The sequence below is a fragment of the Cupriavidus sp. 05N39 genome (assembly GCF_056397325.1).
On sequence record NZ_JBFTNE010000049.1, the window covers coordinates 1 to 19333 of the forward strand.

Genomic DNA, 19333 nt, shown 5'->3' on the forward strand with positions numbered 1-19333 from the left:
GATCAGGCGGATGCCGGCGGGGGCGAAGATGTCCATGGCGTCCATGAAGGCCGACCCCATGATGCCGAACATGTCGGTCACGCCGTTGGCGGCAAGGGTCTCGACGAAGGCTTCCGAGGGGGTCATGGCCTGCGGGCCGGCGGTGGCGGGCGCAGCGCTCGCGTTGAGGACTTCAGGGAGGTGTTCGCTCATGGTGTGTCTCCAGTCTATGTATCAAAACGGGACTATTTGTCCCGAAAAGTTCTTGTTGGCTGAAATGTAGGGTGCGGTTCGTCGAAGGTCAATAGGTAGTTACAATAAACGGGATGATTTGTACCTAAAATTGAAACTGCTCTATGATGACTCAAAGGCAGCACCGCGCGTGCGCATGCGCGCCACTGCCGTGACATGGCGCAGAGGAGACAGATGTGACGGATTTCGCGACAGACCCGATGACGGATGGACTGATGGATAGCGCGACGGATTTAGCAGTGGGCAAGCCGGACAGGATGGTCTCGGTGCGCAGCCTGTTTGGCATCGATTCCGGCCTGATGGTGCCGGCCTTCAGCGAGCGCGACGATCACGTCCCGGAAATCGACCAGGCCTACCGCTTCAACCCGGAAGTGACGCTGGCGATCCTGGCGGGATTCACCCGCGACCGCCGCGTGATGGTGCAGGGCATGCACGGCACCGGCAAGTCGACCCATATCGAACAGGTGGCGGCCCGGCTCAACTGGCCGTGCGTGCGGGTGAATCTCGACGGCCATATCAGCCGGCTCGACCTGGTCGGCAAGGACGCCATCGTGGTGCGCGACGGCCGCCAGATCACGGAATTCCAGGAAGGTATCGTGCCTTGGGCGCTGCAGCGTCCGGTGGCGCTGATCTTTGACGAATACGATGCGGGGCGCCCGGATGTGATGTTTGTGATCCAGCGCATGCTGGAGCGCGACGGCAAGTTCACACTGCTGGACCAGAACCGCGTGATCCACCCCCATCCCGCCTTCCGCCTGTTCGCCACCACCAACACCGTGGGACTGGGCAACCTGAACGGCCTGTATCACGGCACCCAGATGCTGAACCACGCGCAGATGGACCGCTGGAACGTGGTGGCAACGCTCAACTACCTGCCGCGCGCGGAGGAGGCCGGCATCGTGCTCGCCCGCGTGCCGGAACTGGCCGGCGATGCCGGGCGCGCGCTGATCGAATCGATGGTCAGCGTGGCCGAACTCACGCGCAAGGGCTTTGCCACCGGCGACCTGTCCACGCTGATGTCGCCGCGCACGGTGATCAGCTGGGCGGAGAACTGCCAGATCTTCCGCGACCCGGCGCTGGCCTTCCGGCTGAGTTTCCTGAACAAATGCGATGACGCCGAGCGCCCCATCGTGGCCGAGTACTTCCAGCGCTGCTTTGGCCGGGAGCTGGAGGCGGCGCCCGACGGCGCGCCGGAGCCGCGCTGATGATCACGGACCGGCAGGCTGCCCGCCGCAGCCAGCAGCGCGAGGCGCTATGCGCGGCGGCCGTGCGCGCCCTCACCGGCGATGCCGCGCTGCACTATCGCGACGGCCGCCTGTGCCGCCACCTGCGGCCGCTGCCGCTGCATGCGCCGCATCTGCGCACYCGGGCGGAGGACGATTTCATCTCCCAGCGCGGCGCGGCGGACGGCGCGGCCTTGCGCATCGCGCACTCCGATGCCGATCTGCACCGGCATTCATGTCCCGCCGATCCCATCGAGCGGCTGGTGTTCGAGCTGCTGGAACAGTTGCGCTGCGAATCGCTGCTGCCCGCCGGCATGCCCGGCCTGGCGCAGAACCTGCGCCACCGTTTCGAGGACTGGTCCCGCGCTTTCTACCGCGCGGGCCTGGCCGAAAGCCATCTGGGCATCCTGCTGTACACGGTGGCGCAGATCGCGTGGTCGCGCCTGTCCGGCTGGCCCGTGCTGGAAGACACCGAGGACCTGATCGAAGCCACGCGCGCGGCTATCGTGCCGGTGCTGGGCGTGTCGCTTGCCGGCTTGCGCCGGCATCGCGCGGAGCAGGGCGCGTTCGCCGTGCACGCGCTGGAGATGGCGAGGCTGGTTGGCGAGATGCTGCAGGCGGAGCGCGCTGGCCGGGCACAGGACGATGCCGGCGATCAGGAGGACGAGGAAGCCGCCCGCGTGGCGTTCTCGCTGGCGCTCGGTTTCGAGGACGACGAGTACGAGGCAATGGCGGTCGCGGCCACCGGCAACAGCCGTGTGCTGCATGGTTCGGAGCAGGGCTACCGCGCCTACACCACGCGTTATGACCGCGAGATATCGCCGGGATCGCTGGTCCGCAAGGCGCTGCTGGCCGAGTACCGCGAACGCCTCGACCGGCGCATCGCCGAACAGGGCATCAACGTGGCGCGGCTGGCGCGCGCGCTGGCGGCATCGCTTGCCGTGCCGCAGCGCGACGGCTGGTCCTTCGGCGAAGAGGAAGGCCGCATCGACGGCCGCCGGCTCGCGCAACTGGTCAGTTCGCCGGCCGAGCGCCGGCTGTTCCGGCAGGAGCGGCACAAGCTGCAGGCGGACTGCGCGGTGAGCTTCCTGATCGATTGCTCGGGCTCGATGAAAGCGCACATCGAACGGGTCGCGACGATGGTCGACATCCTCGCGCGCGCGCTCGACCAGGCCGGCGTCGCCAGCGAGGTGCTGGGCTTCACCACCGGGGCGTGGAACGGCGGCCGCGCCCGGCTCGACTGGCTGGCCCGAGGCCGGCCAGCGCATCCGGGCCGGCTGAACGAAACCTGCCATATGGTGTTCAAGGATGCCGCCACAAACTGGCGGCGCGCACGCACCGATATCGCCGCGCTGCTCAAGGCCGATCTGTTCCGCGAAGGCGTGGACGGCGAGGCCGTCGACTGGGCCTGCGCGCGGCTGCTCGCCCGGGCGGAGTCCCGGCGGATACTGATCGTGATATCCGACGGCAGCCCGATGGACACGGCAACGGGGCAGGCCAACGATGCCTTTTACCTGGACAACCACCTGAAGGAAGTGGTGGCGCGGCATGAGACGCTGCGGGATGTGGAGGTACTGGGGCTTGGGGTGGGGCTGGACCTGAGTCCTTACTACCGGCGCTGCCTGGCGCTGGACTTGTCGGTGCCGCCGGATATGCCGGTGTTCGCGGAGATTGTGCGGTGGATCGGGGGGAGGCGGTGAGCATCCCTCTCACCGCCGCCGGACCATTCATTGCATTCATTGCATTCATTGCATATGTAGCTCAGGTAACGTCCGGGCTTGCATCGATAGCCAAACCCGGCTCTGTACGCTGGCGGGAGGGTCCCCTTAATTCGACTTCACAGCCGGCGGTGGCGTCCATTTGCCGGTCAGCGCGGCCGCCTCCGGCCAATAGGCTCGCACATACAACGAAAAATCCTCGCTTTTCGGTGCTGGCAACCAGTTGCTCTCCTTGTCGGCGCCTGGCGAATCAGCCTGGACATAGAGCGTCAGAGAGCCGTCGGCGTTGTACTTCAGGTTCTTGTTCTTCGTACCGATCGAGTAGCGCTTCAGTGCATTTTCGGAGAAGAAATGATGCTGATTGTAGAGGGTGAGCGACCAGAAGCCCTTTACCGGCGGCTCGGCGCCTTTGGCGAAGGTAACGGTGTACTTGTTGGCACCGTTCAGGCGACCACCGGCGGCATCGAGATCCTGATAGAAGTACTTGGTCTCGTTCTGCTTATTGACGAAGATATTGGACTTGGCCGCCGCGGTGCGGCTGAAATAGTCGGTGCCGAAGCTCGCGCCATTGCTGATGGTGCTCCAGTGATCGGGCAATTGCAGGCCGTAGTTGCGGAACTGGAAGAGCGGGTCCACGATCTCGCTGTCCGCCTGTGCGGATGCCTTGATCAGCACGTCCTTGATATGGGGATCCTTGGCCGCGGCTTCCGCGAGCGCGAGGGCTTCGGCGTATCGGGCTTGTTCGCCCGGGAGCGGCCGCGCGTCCTTCAACACCACCGGCAGCGTGTCCCAGAACTTTTCCGGCACCACCCATTTGGTTTCCGCGTCGCCCGTGCTCTGGCTGGGGAATTTCGGCAGCGTCGCCCAGTCCCGGACCTGCATCTTGCCGGTGTACTCGGCAAGCGGATAGAGATTCACGCCGGCAAGGGAGGCCTGCACCGCCTGCTTGTCGGCGGCGGCATCGTCCTGAAACACGCGTGGGATAAACACCCCGGTATTGCTCCTGGCGCGGAACACCTTGGTAATCCCCTTCGGCACCGTGCCTTTCCAGTCGGGCCCGACCAGCAGGTAGAAGCCCGGCTTGGTACCGTACATCTTGCCGAACTCGGCGAAGCTGTCGGTGCGCAGGTCCACTACCTGGTAGACCCAGAACCGCTTGCCGAAGTCCGGCACCTGCACGACAACGGGGCTCTGGTCGAGTGCCAGCACGCTGAAGCCATAGACCACGTCCTGGTTGGGGCAGGCCACCAGGCGCTCGTCGGGCGCGATGTAGTCCGTCAGCATCGACAAGCGGTTGGATGGCGCGATCGGCACGGTACCGCCCATCAACCCGGGTTCGGGGAGGTCCTTGAATGCCAGGCGGCGGTTGTAGATATTGGTCATCGGCCACGCCCAGAAATAAATATTCCTGGCGGCCATCTGCAGATAGGCATCGGTCATCTTCGTGCCCGGTACCGGCCCGGCCACCTCGGCCGAAGCGCCTTGCGTCGGCTGCGCCTCGGCGTGGACCGCGTCCGCGGCCACCAACGCCAGCACCATCGAGAGGAGTGAAGAGGACAATTTTGTGCGCAACAGGCTATTCATTTGATGTGACCTCAAGGGAATCAGGTTGCCAGGCCGGAGGACAGCGCGGTGCCGAGCCCGTGCAGGCCAGCAGCACGCACGCCCCTCCCGCAACCGTCGACAGTTATCGCACCAGCCGGATTGGGGCAGGGAACCACTCGCCTCGCTGAACGTCCTCCTTTGGGACATAGGTGCGGAAGTTCAGCGAGAAGCCCTTGCCCTGCGGCGTGGGCAGCCAGTTGCTTTGCGGCACGTTGGCGGGCCGCGCCGGTGCCAGCCAGATGCTGGTACTTCCATCCGCATTGGCTTTCAGATGAGACACGTTGTTCAGGTTATAGCGATTGATCGGATTGGGCGCTACGCGATAATCCGGCACGCTGTACAGCGTCACGGACCAGAAGCCATTGACGTGCGTATCCGGCTTTTCGCCTTTCGGGAACCGGATTTCGTAGGTCTTGCTGCCGTCGAGCGGTTGCTTGTCGCTGTCGGTCTGACCGATAAAATAGATGGCCTCGCTGATTGCATTGGCCCACAGTCCACCATAGTTGATGATGTCGCGCGCCATGATGTCATTGCCGAACGTCCCGGCCACGTACGTCACCGACCATCCGCCTTTCTGGGTGCCGAATCCCTTGGCGCCCGCCAGGAATGCCGGGATCGCCCTAGTCTTGACGACTTCGTCCACCCGTTTGCGCGCGGTGTCATTTCCCGTCATATAGCTGGCCACATTGAGGGCCAGGGCCTGGTACTCGGGCGCCTTCGGCATGACATCGGGATAGGTGGCCAGTACTTCAGCTACGTTGTCGAAGATCGCCGCGCCAATCGGGGCGGCCGGTGTAAAGGCCGGCACCGGGTGCGGCGGATCGATACTGATGCCAGCGGGAACGTCCAGCGTGAACTGATTCTGCAGCCGCCTGGCGGTCGCAGGCGTACCCTTGAGCTCCACGCGCGCCAGCATCTTTGCCTTGGCCGACGGCAATTCGATCCTGACCGCCCCTGCCGGCACCGGGGGATTGGTCCCCTTGATCACCAGTGCGAACTTGCCATACGGGTGATTCGGATACGTCCGCTCGTTGATATTGGCAATGACTTCGCCCCATCCGTCGAGTAATTGGGCCGTGTAATAGCGCCCCTTGACCTGTGGCACGTTCAGGATGACGGCATGATCCTTGTCCGCGGCGAGCCAGGCCTCCAGATAGGCTACATCCATGTTTGGATTCACAAATTCGGCGGAGCCGAGGGGGTTGTACTTGATCTTGTTGTAGCCAACCTTCTCGACGTTGATATCGTAGTTCTCCTGCTGCAGCACCAGATAGCGCCCGTACAAGTAGGTCCATGCCGCAACGATCTGGTCATCGGAGGGGGCCGATACGCTCGCCGTCGCGCTGTTCGCGGTAGCGCTCTTGCCAGGCGAACTGCAGGCCGTCATGCCCAGGCTTATGAAGCCTGCTGCGATTGAGGTAAAAATCCAATTGGGAGCGCGCATGGTGTTTGTTCTTTCGTTCCGGTTCTTTTGGGTTGTTTTGTGGCGTATCCGCAGCGAAGACGCGGGCCTCCCACTATGGCCGAGGACGGAGGTGGGGAGAACCAAGAAATTTTTCGGGCGATTTAAGTCTTTTCGTTTGCAGGTCGGCCACCCCATCCGCCGCACGCTTGCGCGCGCTCGTGATATTTCCAGCTTCCTGTAGCCGGAGATGGAAGTTCAAGGTTCACGATCCCGAACCAGCGGGTCTACACTACAAAAATCAGTTAGCCTGATGCGGGTACATCCATGAGCGCCGACGCGCATGACCACTCCGAGCTGTCGCCGATCCAACTGCGGGTGCGCGCGCTCGAGACGATTCTGACCGAGAAGGGCTACGTCGACCCTGCTGTCCTCGACCTTATTGTCGAGCGATACCAGACCAAGATTGGCCCTCACATCGGAGCTCGAGGGGTCGCCCGGGCCTGGCTCGATCCAGAGTTCAAGGCCGTGCTGCTGGCGGATGCGACAAGAGCGATCACCGCGCTCGGCGTCGTCAGCCAAGTGGGCGACCATCTGATCGCGGTGGAGAACACGCCCGGGCATCACAACATGGTCGTCTGCACGCTGTGCTCGTGCTACCCATGGGACGTGCTCGGGCTGCCTCCGGTCTGGTACAAGTCGGCCGCCTATCGCTCGCGTGCTGTGTCAGATCCGCGCGGCGTGCTGGCCGACTTCGGTGTCATACTGCCGGAAGCCACGCAGATCCGTGTCTGGGACTCGACCGCGGAGACCCGCTTCCTCGTGGTACCACCGCGCCCCGCCGGCACCGAAGGCTGGCCCGAGGAACGCCTGATGCGGCTCATCACTCGTGACTGCATGATAGGCACCGGCCTGCCCCTGCGCCCCGAGGAGATATCGCCATGAACGGCGTTCACGACATGGGCGGCATGCACGGCTTCGGCAAAGTGCATCCCGAGGCTGACGAACCTCCGTTCCACGCACAGTGGGAGGAGCGGGTGCTGGCCATGCAGCGGGCCATGCGTTTCACGCGCGCCTGGAACATCGACATGTCTCGCGACGCGCAGGAGCGGCTGCCTGCCGCGGTCTACCTGTCTGTGTCCTACTACGAAAGATGGGCATTGGGAATCGAGCGCAATGCGGTCGAGCGAGGACTGATCGGCGCCGATGAAATCGCCGCAGGGCATGCCATGCATCCGGGCAAGCCCCTCGAACGGGTCATGACGACGAACGACATCGGGCACGCAYTCACCCGAGGCACCTTCTGTCGCCCGCCCAAGCGGCCGGCCAGGTTCAAACCGGGCGAGCGAGTGCGCACGAAGAACATCAACCCGCCCACGCACACGCGCTTGCCGCGGTACGCGCGCGGCCGTGAAGGAACGATCGAGGCAATCCGGGGTTGCCACGTTTTTCCGGACTCCGTCGTGGCCGGTGCGGGAGAAGACCCGCAGTGGCTCTACACCGTCGTCTTCGAAGGCCGCGAGCTCTGGGGAGCGGAGACCGACGCCACGCTCACCGTCTCGATCGAGGCATTCGAGCCCTACCTCGAACCAGCATGAAATGAAGGTCGATCCAGTCGCAGTGCGTGATGCCGCCGAGGCCCTACCGGGCGTTCCCCGTGACAACGAAGGCCCGGTGTTCCGCGAACCGTGGGAGGCGCAGGTTTTTTCTCTGGCATTGGTCTTGCACCAGCGGGGCCTCTACACCTGGCGTGAATGGGCTGCAGCGCTGGCAGAAGAGATCAGGCGCGCACAGCTTGCCGGCGATCCGGATACGGGCGAGACCTACTACCTGCACTGGCTCGCCACGCTCGAGCGCCTGGTGGCAAGCAAAGGCGTCGCGAGCCTGGAGACGCAGGCGCGCTATCGCAAAGCGTGGCACTACGCGGCGCGTCGCACGCCTCACGGCAAGCCTGTTGAACTCTCGCTTGGCGATTTCCCGGAAAACGGGGATTTGTGAGTCGATGTCCATTGCGCGCCGGCTCTCCGGCAGTGGAACCGTCTTGTCGATCTACCGTCCGGTACGCATGGCGGCGCCAACATTAATCTCAACGGCGCGATCTTCGACGCGTTCGACTTCTCGTTCGCGTCCCTCTGAACCGGAGAAGCAAAGTGCCAAACGTAACGTCCGACGGTGTTTCGATCCACTACGCGGTCAAGGGCCAAGGTTCGCCCGTGCTTCTTCTGGCGGGGCTTGCGGGAGTGGGCGCATCTTGGGGCCCACAGATCGATCTGTTCGCCGAGCACCACCAAGTGATCGTACCCGATCACCGCGGCACCGGCGCGTCCGAGCACACCGCACGCGCCATGACGATGACACAACACGCGCTGGACATGGCGCGGGTCATCGAGGCGGTCGGGTGCGGGCCGGTCCACGCGCTCGGCTCCTCGACCGGCGGCGCCATCGCGCAATTGCTGTCGATCCATCACCGCGAACTATTACGCAGCGCGACAATTGTCTCTTCGATTGCACGCGCGGACGCGTTCTACCGTCGCCAGTTCGACATGCGGCGACGCATGTTGACCGATTCCGGCCTGCGCGCGTCCACCGAGGCCAACGCACTATTCCTCTTCGATCCGAAATTCATGCGCGAGCACCCGGAGCAGGTGCAGGCGTGGGTGAACGCTACAGCGGCCGGCACATTCGAGCGGGAGATCAGCTTTGCCCGGATCGACATGATCGTGGGGCACGACGCCTTCGATGATCTTCCGTCGATCGCGACGCCGACGCTGGTGCTGGTGGGCGAGCGCGACTTCTGCGCCCCGCCGTACTTCTCCGCGGAGCTTGCAGAGCGGATTCCGGGAGCCGAGTTTGCCATCCTGGACGGTGGTCATTTCATCTTCCTGGAGAAGCCCGAACTACTGCACGACACTGTTGAGGCCTTCATCGCCAGGCACGAACGATGATCAGCTCGGCACTCTGACGGAAGGCGGGCGCCTCCCGCTAGAGTGCCGGTGCGAGCTGGCCGTAGTCCGGCCGCAGGCATTCGCTGTGCATTTCCCATGCTACGCAAAACGCTGCGGGATCCTGGCGCCGAAGTCAGAAAACATCTGGGCTATGCCGCAGCTGGAGTTTTTGACTCGTGGAATTGATCGACCAAAAAATCAATGAACGCTCTGGCACGCGCCGTTTGATTGCGCCGATTCGAGTAGTAGACAAACAGGTCCGCCGACGGGAGGACAAAGTCCGGCAGCACAACCCTCAGCCTGCCACTCTCGAGATACTTCGCCAGATCCCACTCCGAACGGATAAGGATGCCGTGGCCATCAAGTGCCCAGCCGAGGACGATATCGCCATCGTTGCTCGACAGCACCCCATCAACTTTGACGATCTCGGTTTGCTCATGGTGCGTAAACCGCCAGATACCGTATGCATCATCGTTCTGCCGATGGATGATGCAGCGATGGTCGGCGAGATCGGCAAGGCTAGCCGGGGTGCCATATCTCTCGAGATAGACCGGTGAGGCGCACAGAAACCGTCGGTTCGACATGATGCGTCGCGCGTTGAGCCGTTTGTCAGGCAGCGAGCCGAAACGAATGGCCAGATCGAAGCTACTCTCGACGAGGTCGATTGGCCTGTCGGTGACGTCCAGTTGCACTGTGACAAGGGGATAACGCCTGGCGAACTCGGAGACGAGCGGTGCAATGGTCGTGCGGCCGAAACCAAGGGTTGCATTCACGCGAAGTATCCCGCGCGGCACGGCACTGCTGCTCGACACTTCATTTTCCATCTCTCGGACCTGGGCAAGTATCCGCGTCGCATGGAGGAGGTAGGTCTCGCCTTCATTTGTCAGGCTGATGCTGCGGGTTGTGCGGTTGACTAGCCGTACACCCAGCCGGTCTTCCATCTGGGCAAGCCGCTTGGTGGCCGCCGGCGGCGTCAGGTCAAGCGCCCGCGCGGCAGCCGAAAGATTGCCATGGCGGGCGATAAGCACGAAGAACTCCAGTTCGGAAGCGAGATTGGTCTTCACTCAAAGTGAATAATCAAATGACTTGTGGTGAATTTTAAGACACCTTCCCGCACCTATGCTAGTGGCTCACATAGCTTATGCATCCGCCGAACCGGGTGCCTTAGGAGACACATCATGAAAATCGTCGATATTCGCGAAAAAACGTTGCCGATCAACTCGCCGATTCGTAACGCTTACATCGACTTCAGCAAGATGACCCTCAGTCTGGTCGCCRTCATCACTGACGTCATCCGCGACGGCAAGCCGGTGGTGGGCTACGGCTTCAACTCCAATGGCCGCTATGGCCAGGGGAAGCTGATGCGCGAGCGCTTCATCCCGCGCGTGCTGGAGGCGGCAACCGAATCCCTGCTTGACGCAAGCGGCAACAACTTCGATCCGCACAAGATCTGGGACACCATGTTCACCAATGAGAAGCCGGGCGGGCACGGCGAACGCTCGGTCGCCATCGGCACCATCGACATGGCCGTCTGGGACGCGGTAGCCAAGATCGAGGGCAAGCCCTTGTTTCAATTGCTGGCCGACCGCTATGGCAACGGTACGCCCGATCGCAAGGTGTTCGTCTACGCCGCGGGCGGCTACTACTACCCCGGCCAGGACCACAACAAGCTCAAGGACGAAATGCGCAGCTACATCGACCGCGGCTATACCGTGGTCAAGAAGAAGATTGGCGGCGCGACGCTTGACGAGGACCTGCGGCGAATCGACTCGATCCTGAGCGTGCTTCAGGATGGTCAAAAGCTCGCGGTGGATGCCAACGGCCGCTTCGACCTGGACACTGCGGTTCAATATGCCAAGGCGCTGTCACAGTACGACCTGTTCTGGTACGAGGAACCGGGCGACCCTCTGGATTTCGAGTTGCAGGCGACGCTGCGCAATTACTACACCAATCCGATGGCCACCGGCGAGGACCTGTTCTCGATGCAGGATGCCCGCAACCTGATTCGCTATGGCGGCATGCGCCCCGACCGCGACTGGTTGCAGTTCGACTGCGCGCTGAGCTACGGCTTGGTCGAATACCTGCGGACCCTCGACATGCTCAAGGAACACGGCTGGTCGGCGAGCCGTTGCATTCCGCATGGCGGTCACCAGATGTCGCTGAATATTGCCGCCGGCCTTGGCCTGGGCGGCAACGAGAGCTACCCGGATCTGTTCCAGCCTTTCGGTGGTTTCCCCGATGGGGTCAAGGTTGACAAGGGTTACGTCACGATGCCCGATCTGCCTGGTATCGGCTTCGAAGGCAAGTCCGACCTCTATAGCGTCATGCAGGAACTGTCGTCTTGAACGCGTAGTTGCAACGGCCATACGGCCATACGGCCATACGGCCATACAAGAGGAGACAAAGATGCTAAAACAGCGCGCGGTTGCCCGCAGTGCAGTATTGATACTAGTCTGCGGCGCTATTGCCGCCCCTACGTCCGCGCTCGCGGAGTATCCGGAGAAGCCCGTCACACTAGTCGTACCATTCGTAGCCGGTGGTCCCAGCGACAAGATTGCGCGCGATGTCGCGGAAGCCTTGCGCAAGTCATTGGGCCAACCGGTGTTGGTGGAGAACACAGCGGGCGCGGGCGGAACCATAGGCACCGCACGCGTGGCGCGCGCCAACCCCGACGGTTACACCCTTCTGGTGCACCACATCGGGCTGGCGACCGCGCCGTCCTTGTACAAGAAACTGGGCTACAAGACGGGGGATCTGGAGTTCCTGGGCCTGATCAACGAAGCGCCCTCAACGCTCATCGGCAAACCTGGTCTGGCCCCGAACACACTTGCCGAGCTTCGCAAAACCATTGCGGACAGTGGGGGCAAGCTCAACCTCGCCAATGCCGGCGTTGGATCGGCATCGCATTTGTGTGGCCTTATGCTGCAGAATGCCCTGAAGAGCAACATGACATTTGTGCCATATAAGGGCACCGCGCCGGCTATGTCCGATCTGATGGGCGGACAGGTCGACCTGATGTGCGAGCAAGCGACCAACAGCACGCCGCAGATCGAGGCAAAGAAAGTCAAGGCTTACGGCGTAAGTAGTCTGCAGCGCTCCACGGTACCTGCCTTGGCAAGCATCCCGACACTCAGCGAAAGTGGCTTGCCGGGTTTCAATTTCACGGTGTGGCACGGCCTCTATGCTCCACACGGAACGCCGCCCGCGGTGCTGAACAAAATTAACGCAGCTCTGCGCACTGCGCTGAAGGATCCGGCCCTCATCAAGCGGGAGGAGGGGCTAGGCATCACAGTGATCAGCGACGCGCGGCTATCCCCGTCCGGGCACAAGAAGTTCTTTGACAGCGAGGCCAATCGCTGGTCGAAGATCATCAAGGATGCGGGCATTCAGCCGGAGTGAGAAAACCTCCATGTCGTACAGCCTTCTTAAGGTGGCGGCGGGTAACAATATCGCAATCGATCCGGTGCAGTAAAAATCCCGTGACTCATAAATTGTGCTTCGTTAGGCGCATGATGCTTTTCGTCCCTCGAAAGTCGCCAAAGATGCAAGGTGATTTAGGGTACGCAAGGGCAAGCGGCGCCCTGCAGAGTGGATCCTGTGCAACGCTCGCTGAACCAATCAAGCGAGGGCCCTTTGACCGTGAGTGGATTCGCGACTACACTCGCCGCGTAGTGTTTCCGGAACTGGGTCATCCGGGAAAAAAAAGAAAAGGAGCGCGAGCATGGGCCACAGAAGCCCGGCGGTGCGATATAGCCGAAAACATTGGCTATTTCGGGAGTTGGGGGTAGCCACGCGGTGCGGTGGCTGGGGTCGACACGCTCGGCTCGGGGGCGGCTTTACGCTCATCGAGTTAATGATCGCCGTGGCAATCATCGGCATCCTCGCGGCCATTGCCTATCCCTCCTATATCCAATTCGTAGTGCGCTCCAATCGCGCAGCGGCGGAGTCGTTCCTGCTGGAAGTCGCCAGCATGCAGGAGCGCTTCCTGGTGGACAACCGGGTCTATGCCACCACCCTGGCCGCACTCGGCTATGCGAGTCCGCCCGGCACAGTTTCCCCCAATTACCAGATTACCGTCACTGCGGTCGCAGGTCCGCCACTTGGATATGTCCTGACGGCGACGCCGCAGGGTACCCAGGCCACGAACGACGCGGCATGTGGAACGTTGACGCTGTCGAGTACCGGGGACAAGAGCGTCTCCGGTACGGGTTCGACTTGCTGGAAGTAGCCCATGCGAAATACTCATGCATCGAATATATCCGGCGCCGCAGCGGAACGCGGATTCACGCTAATAGAATTGCTGGTAACGCTGACAGTGCTTTCCATCATCGCGTTTGCTGCGGCCCCGTCGTTCTCAAGCCTGATCGCGACACAACGCGCACGCAACGCCTCGCTGGATCTTTCCGCCGCGCTGACATTGACGCGTAGCGAGGCCGTCAAGCGCAACAGCAGTGTCACCATGGCCGCCTCCGGCGCTTGGGCCGGGGGGTGGGCCGTAACCGCCGGGACCGAAAAGGTGCGCAGTTTTGGTCCATATGACGGTATTTCGATCACTGCCAGCGCGGGTAACTCCCTGGCGGTCGGTAACGACGGCAGGCCTACTGCCGGCAGCCTGACGTTCCAGGTGGCGCCGTCGGTATCACCTCAGGCGAGCTCGACGATCTGCGTACAGGTGAGCGGAACCGGCCGCGTTGCACTGGTATCCGGAGCATGTACGTGAACTCGCGCTCCCCCCATGCGCGCAATCGCTTGCGCCGGTCCTCGCAGCGTGGCGCCACGCTCATTGAGGTCCTGATATCGGTCGTGATCCTGCTGGTGGCGCTGCTGGGCACCGCAGGTCTGATTGCCCGCTCCGGCCAATCGGAAATGGAAGCCTATCAGCGTGTGCAGGCGCTGACATTGCTGCAGGACATGGCCGCCCGGCTCAACGCTAACCGTCAGGCCGCGGCCTGCTATGCCAGTGGCGCCACCATTACCACGGCGGGCAGCACTACCGTTCCCGCTCCAGCTTGCACCGTCGGTACCGCCGCGCAGCAATCCATCACGAATGCCGACCTGGCAGCCTGGGGGGCAGCATTGCTTGGCAGCGCGGAGAACAATGGCGGAAAGACGGTAGGCGCCATGATTGGTGCGCTCGGTTGTATCGAAGCCCTCGATGCTACAAACCAGATCTACCGCATCACGGTAGCCTGGCAGGGCCTCGCAAAGACGACCGCGCCGGCGCTGCCATGCGGCAACGGACAATTCGGCAATGACAGCTATCGCCGCGCGGTAAGCATTCAGGTACGCATTGGAGTTCTCTCGTGAATCGGCAGCGCAATGCGAAGCGCCACCGGCAGGGCGGCATGTCCCTGATCGAATTGATGGTCGGGATGACGCTTGGGCTACTGCTCTTGACTGCCCTGGGGAGTTTGTATTTTTCCACCACGCGGTCGCGCTCTGAGTTTTCCAATAGTGCGGAGCAGGTGGAAAACGGGCGCTATGTGGTGGACACGGTAGGTCGTGAAATCGAGCTTGCCGGCTTTTTCGGTGCCGCCAGCGTAGCCAGCGGCGCAACCGTGGCAAGCCCCGCCCTGTGCGCTACATCACCGGGCGCACTGGGTTTCGTCAACTCACCGGCGACGATGCCTCTCGGCCTTCAGGGCTACGCTCCTGGTACGGTGGCGCCATGCCTGCCGAACCTGGCTCCGGCATCGGAAATACTTGTGATAAGGCGTGTGTCGACGACGCCGGTGGCGGCGGCGACCGTCGGGCAGTCCTATATGCAGGTATCGTACTGTTCCACCGACGCCACATCGTTCGTGTTTGGCGCCAGCGCTCCGGCCTTCACCATGCGCACCAAGGCATGCGACCCGGCCGTTACCGCGGAGTTGCGCCCGGCTGTAGTCCGCATTTTTTATCTTGCAGCTTGCGATGTGTGTTCCGGCGCTGGCGACGGCGTGCCGACGCTGAAGATGGCGGAGTTGTCCGGCGGTGCCTTCCAGGTCAACTCGGTGGCGCAAGGCATTCAGGATATGCACTTGTCCTACGGTGTGGATCTCGACAACAACGGCTCCGCAGACTGCTATGTCAGCGACCCCGGTGTGAACAACAGCGCCATTTGCACCTCGGTACCCGCATACGACTGGACGACTGCCCTCACCAACTGGCAGAACGTCACGTCTGTCAGCATTAGCGTCCTTGCCCGCACGCAGCGGACCTCGCTTGGCTGGACAGACAGCCGCACCTATGATCTCGGACGGGCCACTGTCAGTGGCCCGTTCAACGACGGCTACAAACGTCATGTCTACGCCCGCGTGGCAAGGCTGGCCAATGTGGCGGGCCGCCGGGAGTAAGTCATGCTAATCGCACAGCGCCGGCAGTCCGGCGCCACCCTGATCGTTACGCTAATTTTCCTGGTGATCTTCCTGCTGATGACGATATCGCTGGTTGGCTCCAGTGTCGTCAATGTGAAGGTCGCCGCTAATCAGCAGCACGGAGTGGAGGCGCAGAATGCCGCGCAGCAAGGCATCGAGCAAGTCATTAGCAAGGACTTCACCGCCAACCCGGCGGCAGCCGCGGCCAGCGTCCCGGTCGATGTGAACGGCGACGGTAGCGCTGACTATACGGCGCAGGTCGCGGCGCCGGTGTGCCAGACCAGCAAGCCGGTAAGGAATACGGACCTGGATACGTCCAATACCGACGACGTCTCCTGTTTCGTTGGCAATGGTAACCAGGACACCGGGATATTGACGGCATCCGGAGGCGGCGGCGGAAATTCACTGTGCAACGCCACGCAATGGGACGTAAAGGCCAGCGTCAGCGATAGCGCCGCCACAGCCACCAACACCACCTTGCACCAGGGTATCTCAGTACGCGTGCCGGTCGGCACGGCATGCCCGTAAGTTTGCGGTCACGATTCAGTTTCCGATTGCTTCACCTCCGCACCTCAGGACTCACAATGCGTCAATTCGCTGAACGCGCTGCCTCGCGCATTGCCATCGCCACGTTACTCGCGCTTTCCGCCTTGCATCCGGCAATGGCGGAGGACATCGATCTGTACACTGGCTTGCAGCCCCAGTCCGGCAAGCCCAATGTGCTGATCCTGTTCGACAATGCATCGACCTGGGATGCGTCGGCCAGCTTCACCTGCTCCACATCGGGGGTCGTCTCCAGCAATAACGCAGGCAAGGACGTTGGCGCCGAGCAGTGCGCGCTCTACAACGCGGTGTCGTCGATCAAGACCAGCCCCACACTGCTGGGCAACCTCAATCTCGGCGTGATGATGTTCGGCGCCGGGGACAACGTCGGCGGCCGGTTCAAGTTCCCGTCGGCGGCGCCCTACAAGTTGCCGCTGATGGACAACAGCGGGGTCGACAGCTTCCTTAGCTATGTGAAAACAATCGACCGTCAGGCCGACAACTCGAACAACTCGCAGGTCGGTGGCGGTATGCAGGAATCGTGGGCCTACTATGCCGGCCAGACTGGCTTGTCCGGCACCAAGTACACCTCACCGATCGACAACCCCTGTCAGCGCAATTTTGTCATCTATATCGCCAACGCCGTGAACAACGGCAAGCCGCAAGACACAGGCCAGAATGTCATCAATGCCCTGGCCGCCGCAGGCGCGACTGCAACTCAGCAACAGCAGATTGTCATTCCCGCACCCGACAACAAATACCAGAGCAACTGGGGCGACGAATGGGCTCGCTTCATGTACCAGACCGACGTCCAGGGCAACATGGCCAACCGTCAGAACATCGTGACCTACACGATCGCGGTGACCGATAGCAAAAATCCTGACTATGTCCAGTTCGCGAGCAGCATGGCGACCAATGGCGGCGGCAAGACCTATGTGGTACAGCTCGGTGACGTCAATGGGCTGACGTCGGCCTTGCTGCAAATCTTCAACGAGGTGCAGGCCATCAACAGCGTCTTTGCCTCGGTCAGCCTTCCGGCCTCCGTCAATGCCCAGGGTCAGTTCCTCAACCAGGTCTATGTGGGTATGTTCCGCCCGGATGCCACCGCGGCACCGCGGTGGCAAGGCAATCTCAAGCAGTATCAGATCGGCTATGACGCCAGCGGCAACATCGTGCTGCAGGATGCCAAGGGCAACGCTGCCATCAGCAACGCGGCGACGGGCTTTATCTCTCCGAACGCTGTCAGTTTCTGGACGACGGAGCCGCCGCTTTCCTTCGGCGCGACCGGCTATGGGGCCAGCGCGGTCAGTAGTTGGCCGGCCACGGGATACTGGAAGAACAGCCCGTCGAGTGTCGGGTGGGGCCTTGATTCCCCTGACGGGGAGGTTGTGGAAAAGGGTGGTGCGGGCGAGATGCTGCGCGCACAGTTGCTGACCAGCCAGACCGGCCGGCAACTGATAACCTGCAACGGTGCGGGTAGTTGCCCAACTAGCGCGGCGATGCCGTCATTCGATAGTTCCAACACATGGCTGAAGGACACGAGTTCGACCGGCGGCCTTGCCGTCATCAACTCGGGGACCAGCGGCGCGGCCACCATCACCGCAGCCGAATTGCCCAAGCTTATCGCCTGGGTACGCGGCCAGGACGTCGCCGCTTCGGATACCAGCAGCCTGGCCGGCACCGAAGCGGAGCCAGGTCCCGGTACGCCGGTGACCGTGCGCAGTTCGATCCACGCAGACGTACTGCATTCCCGGCCGGCTGTCGTCAACTATGGCGGCAGCAAGGGAGTCGTGGTGTTCTATGGCACCAACGATGGCGTGTACCACGCGATCAACGGCAACCAGACGCAGGGCATCGGCAGTGTGAGGCCGGGCGGCGAGCTATGGGGCTTCATCGCACCGGAGTTCCTTGGCAAGCTCAGCCGCCTCTACACCAACTCTCCGGAGGTGAAGCTCTCGACCACGCCTGGCGGTATCACTCCCACTCCGGCGCCGCGGGATTACTTCTTCGACGGAAGTACCACCGTGATGCAGGACTTGCGCGACGCGGCGAATCCTCGCGTGGTCATCTACCTGACGGCACGCCGCGGCGGGCGGCTGATCTATGCAATCGATGTGACGGATCCCGTCAATCCACGCTTCCTGTGGAAACGCTCCAATGCTGATATCCCTGAGCTCGGCCAGACCTGGTCCCAGCCGCGCGTCATGCGCGTGCGCGGCTACGCCAACCCGTTGGTGGTGATGGGCGCGGGCTATGACTCGGCCGAAGACAGCGATCCGTCGCCGGGAGTCGATAGCATGGGGCGCGGCATCGTGGCATTCGATGCCGTCAGCGGCGCCGTTGTGTGGAGCGCTCTGCCCAACTGTAGCGGTATGAGCGGCACATGCCTGGCGGTTGCCGGCCTGACCCGGGCCATCCCGTCGGATGTCACGGGGCTTGACCGCAATGGCGACGGTTATATCGAACGCCTGTACGTTGGCGACGTCGGCGGCAATCTCTGGAGAGCCGACTTTGAAACCACCGCGGGCAATGCGCCTGCCAACTGGACGCTAAACAAGCTCGCCGCACTCGGCGGCGGAGCTAATACAAATGACGCGCGCAAGTTCTTCTATGCACCCGACGTCATTTCCACTGCTACCTTCGATGCCATTACGGCCGGTACGGGTGACCGCGAGCATCCTCTGTACTCGGCCTCGACCACGCAGGGGACCGCTTACAACGTGGTCAATCGCCTCTACATGTTGAAGGACACCAACATACTCGGCATGCCGGCCACCTGGACACCCATCACAGAGGCGCTTCTCGTCAACAACACCAGCACCACGGCCAAGTACGACGGCACTGGTTCGGGCTTCTACATTACGCTCACCAATCCCGGCGAGAAAGCAGTGAATGCGCCGCTCACCGTCGCCGGAAATACCATCATCGGCACAAATACGCCGGCAGTGCCCCAGGCGGGCATGTGCTACCCCAATCTTGGCATCGCCCGGAGCTATTCCTTCAGCTTCCTTACGGCATCAGGCCAAAACCCGCAACGTTCGATCATCCTGGATGGCGGCGGCTTTCCGCCTTCGCCGGTATTCGGCATGGTATCGATTGGCAGCGGCGCGACCGCTACCGTTGTGCCGGTTTTGCTCGGTGGTGGCAACCAGACCGGTGCCGGAGGAGGCGACGCTACCTCGGCACTGGGTGCTCAGAAGATCAAGATCGCGGGCGTGGGCAAGCGCAAACGCATCTACTGGTTTCCGGAGAGCGATAAGCACTAGAACCCTGCATCAAGCATTGGTTGCAAGCGGCGAGGCAAACGGCG

The 19333-nt window shown here is 62.3% G+C and carries 17 protein-coding genes and 1 pseudogene; 14 read left to right on the forward strand and 4 right to left on the reverse strand.

What is annotated here, in order from left to right; translation table 11 throughout:
• Positions 1–192: pseudogene (locus AC1DN0_RS22800) on the reverse strand (sulfoacetaldehyde acetyltransferase); the annotation flags it as partial.
• Between the two features lie 254 nt (positions 193–446).
• Here AC1DN0_RS22800 and AC1DN0_RS22805 point away from each other — a divergent pair.
• Both AC1DN0_RS22805 and AC1DN0_RS22810 read left to right on the forward strand, forming a co-directional pair.
• Entirely contained in the window at positions 447–1436 is a 990-nt protein-coding gene (locus AC1DN0_RS22805) for an AAA family ATPase (RefSeq protein WP_441630566.1), read from the forward strand.
• On the forward strand, positions 1436–3154 hold the full coding sequence (locus AC1DN0_RS22810; protein ID WP_441630472.1) for a cobaltochelatase CobT-related protein: 1719 nt from the start codon (positions 1436–1438) through the stop codon (positions 3152–3154). The genes AC1DN0_RS22805 and AC1DN0_RS22810 overlap by 1 nt, the downstream gene beginning before the upstream one ends.
• A gap of 126 nt (positions 3155–3280) precedes the next feature.
• Here the strand turns inward: AC1DN0_RS22810 and AC1DN0_RS22815 are convergent, their stop codons facing one another.
• Together AC1DN0_RS22815 and AC1DN0_RS22820 are read right to left on the reverse strand one after the other, a co-directional pair.
• Positions 3281–4732, reverse strand: coding sequence for a DUF1254 domain-containing protein (locus tag AC1DN0_RS22815; RefSeq protein ID WP_441630474.1), 1452 nt, complete (start codon positions 4730–4732; stop codon positions 3281–3283).
• 127 nt (positions 4733–4859) lie between these two features.
• A complete protein-coding gene (locus AC1DN0_RS22820; protein ID WP_441630476.1) occupies positions 4860–6377 on the reverse strand; it encodes a DUF1214 domain-containing protein in 1518 nt (505 codons plus the stop codon).
• A 129-nt stretch (positions 6378–6506) separates the two neighbouring features.
• Between AC1DN0_RS22820 and nthA the strand changes: the two genes are divergently transcribed.
• The 4 genes from nthA (at position 6507) to AC1DN0_RS22840 (ending at position 9124) form a co-directional block, all read left to right on the forward strand.
• Positions 6507–7124: a nitrile hydratase subunit alpha gene (gene nthA, locus AC1DN0_RS22825; RefSeq protein WP_441630478.1), complete on the forward strand. Its 618-nt coding sequence runs from the start codon at positions 6507–6509 to the stop codon at positions 7122–7124.
• A complete protein-coding gene (gene nthB / locus AC1DN0_RS22830) occupies positions 7121–7777 on the forward strand; it encodes a nitrile hydratase subunit beta (RefSeq protein WP_477146029.1) in 657 nt (218 codons plus the stop codon). The genes nthA and nthB overlap by 4 nt, the downstream gene beginning before the upstream one ends.
• Position 7778: 1 nt before the next feature.
• A complete protein-coding gene (locus tag AC1DN0_RS22835; protein WP_441630482.1) occupies positions 7779–8177 on the forward strand; it encodes a nitrile hydratase accessory protein in 399 nt (132 codons plus the stop codon).
• 152 nt (positions 8178–8329) lie between these two features.
• A complete protein-coding gene (locus AC1DN0_RS22840; protein ID WP_441630484.1) occupies positions 8330–9124 on the forward strand; it encodes an alpha/beta fold hydrolase in 795 nt (264 codons plus the stop codon).
• Between the two features lie 149 nt (positions 9125–9273).
• Here AC1DN0_RS22840 and AC1DN0_RS22845 read toward each other — a convergent pair whose 3' ends face one another.
• The gene (locus tag AC1DN0_RS22845) at positions 9274–10188 is read right to left on the reverse strand and encodes a LysR family transcriptional regulator (RefSeq protein WP_441630486.1); all 915 of its coding nucleotides are present in this window, start codon (positions 10186–10188) and stop codon (positions 9274–9276) included.
• Between the two features lie 114 nt (positions 10189–10302).
• Here AC1DN0_RS22845 and AC1DN0_RS22850 point away from each other — a divergent pair, with 114 nt between their 5' ends.
• The 8 genes from AC1DN0_RS22850 to AC1DN0_RS22885 all read left to right on the forward strand — a co-directional run bounded on the left by AC1DN0_RS22850 (position 10303) and on the right by AC1DN0_RS22885 (position 19289).
• Positions 10303–11469, forward strand: coding sequence for a mandelate racemase/muconate lactonizing enzyme family protein (locus AC1DN0_RS22850; protein ID WP_477146030.1), 1167 nt, complete (start codon positions 10303–10305; stop codon positions 11467–11469).
• Positions 11470–11530: 61 nt separating this feature from the next.
• A complete protein-coding gene (locus tag AC1DN0_RS22855; protein ID WP_441630490.1) occupies positions 11531–12523 on the forward strand; it encodes a tripartite tricarboxylate transporter substrate-binding protein in 993 nt (330 codons plus the stop codon).
• A gap of 379 nt (positions 12524–12902) precedes the next feature.
• The gene (locus AC1DN0_RS22860) at positions 12903–13352 is read left to right on the forward strand and encodes a type IV pilin protein (RefSeq protein WP_441630568.1); all 450 of its coding nucleotides are present in this window, start codon (positions 12903–12905) and stop codon (positions 13350–13352) included.
• Positions 13353–13355: 3 nt separating this feature from the next.
• Entirely contained in the window at positions 13356–13844 is a 489-nt protein-coding gene (locus AC1DN0_RS22865) for a GspH/FimT family pseudopilin (RefSeq protein ID WP_441630492.1), read from the forward strand.
• On the forward strand, positions 13835–14431 hold the full coding sequence (pilV, locus tag AC1DN0_RS22870; protein WP_441630494.1) for a type IV pilus modification protein PilV: 597 nt from the start codon (positions 13835–13837) through the stop codon (positions 14429–14431). The genes AC1DN0_RS22865 and pilV overlap by 10 nt, the downstream gene beginning before the upstream one ends.
• Entirely contained in the window at positions 14428–15459 is a 1032-nt protein-coding gene (locus AC1DN0_RS22875; protein ID WP_441630496.1) for a PilW family protein, read from the forward strand. Before pilV ends, AC1DN0_RS22875 begins: the two co-directional genes overlap by 4 nt.
• 3 nt (positions 15460–15462) lie before the next feature.
• Complete coding sequence (locus AC1DN0_RS22880; RefSeq protein ID WP_441630498.1) at positions 15463–16008, forward strand: pilus assembly PilX family protein; 546 nt, start codon at positions 15463–15465, stop codon at positions 16006–16008.
• A gap of 56 nt (positions 16009–16064) precedes the next feature.
• Positions 16065–19289 carry a pilus assembly protein gene (locus AC1DN0_RS22885; RefSeq protein WP_441630500.1) on the forward strand — a complete coding sequence of 1075 codons (3225 nt, stop codon included), beginning with the start codon at positions 16065–16067 and terminating at the stop codon, positions 19287–19289.
• Positions 19290–19333: the final 44 nt, after the last annotated feature.

Coding starts and splice junctions, on each gene's coding strand:
- pilV (WP_441630494.1), top strand. CDS start 13,835: ATGTACGTGAACTCGCGCTCCCCCCATGCGCGCAATCGCTTGCGCCGG.
- AC1DN0_RS22880 (WP_441630498.1), top strand. CDS start 15,463: ATGCTAATCGCACAGCGCCGGCAGTCCGGCGCCACCCTGATCGTTACG.
- AC1DN0_RS22885 (WP_441630500.1), top strand. CDS start 16,065: ATGCGTCAATTCGCTGAACGCGCTGCCTCGCGCATTGCCATCGCCACG.
- AC1DN0_RS22865 (WP_441630492.1), top strand. CDS start 13,356: ATGCGAAATACTCATGCATCGAATATATCCGGCGCCGCAGCGGAACGC.
- AC1DN0_RS22835 (WP_441630482.1), top strand. CDS start 7,779: ATGAAGGTCGATCCAGTCGCAGTGCGTGATGCCGCCGAGGCCCTACCG.
- AC1DN0_RS22805 (WP_441630566.1), top strand. CDS start 447: ATGGATAGCGCGACGGATTTAGCAGTGGGCAAGCCGGACAGGATGGTC.
- AC1DN0_RS22820 (WP_441630476.1), bottom strand. CDS start 6,377: ATGGGGTGGCCGACCTGCAAACGAAAAGACTTAAATCGCCCGAAAAAT.
- nthA (WP_441630478.1), top strand. CDS start 6,507: ATGAGCGCCGACGCGCATGACCACTCCGAGCTGTCGCCGATCCAACTG.
- AC1DN0_RS22855 (WP_441630490.1), top strand. CDS start 11,531: ATGCTAAAACAGCGCGCGGTTGCCCGCAGTGCAGTATTGATACTAGTC.